General features: G+C 52.1%; 1 protein-coding gene. It reads left to right on the forward strand.

The window, feature by feature from the left end:
- Window positions 1-116: 116 nt before the first annotated feature.
- The coding region (locus tag AC1RP1_RS07915) for a hypothetical protein (protein WP_481762708.1) at window positions 117-430 on the forward strand (314 nt) is incomplete at its 3' end.

The following is a 430-nucleotide window of genomic DNA, read 5'->3' on the forward strand; positions in this document are numbered from 1 at the left end:
GCGCTGAACGATTCAATCCGCATGGCTTTCGTGGTACGCAGAGTCGATCAAGAAGTTAAGCAAAAGACGTTCCATCAACAATTTTCTGGTGCATACGGCACCCGGAGGAAGAAGCGATGAAAGTGATTTACGCAGCAAACGACGGCACCCAGTTCGATGATCAGCAAACGTGCTTGGACTACGAGAATGCAGTTGACAGCTGTTCCATCGAGCTGGGCCACATCGACGAGAAGCGCAGTGCGTTCGCATCGGATGTGTTTGACGCAGGTGCTACTGTCGATTGGCTTGACGGCCGTGACGATGAGCAGTACGCGGAGCTTACGGAACCGTTTTTCATCACACTGTTGCTGCATCGCAATTACCTGCGTGATCTGTTCGACCGCTACGATGCGCATGTCGCTGAAAACCAATGGGCAGCTACACCAAATTC

The organism is Dellaglioa sp. CoH-56-MRSF-13 (assembly GCF_056782095.1).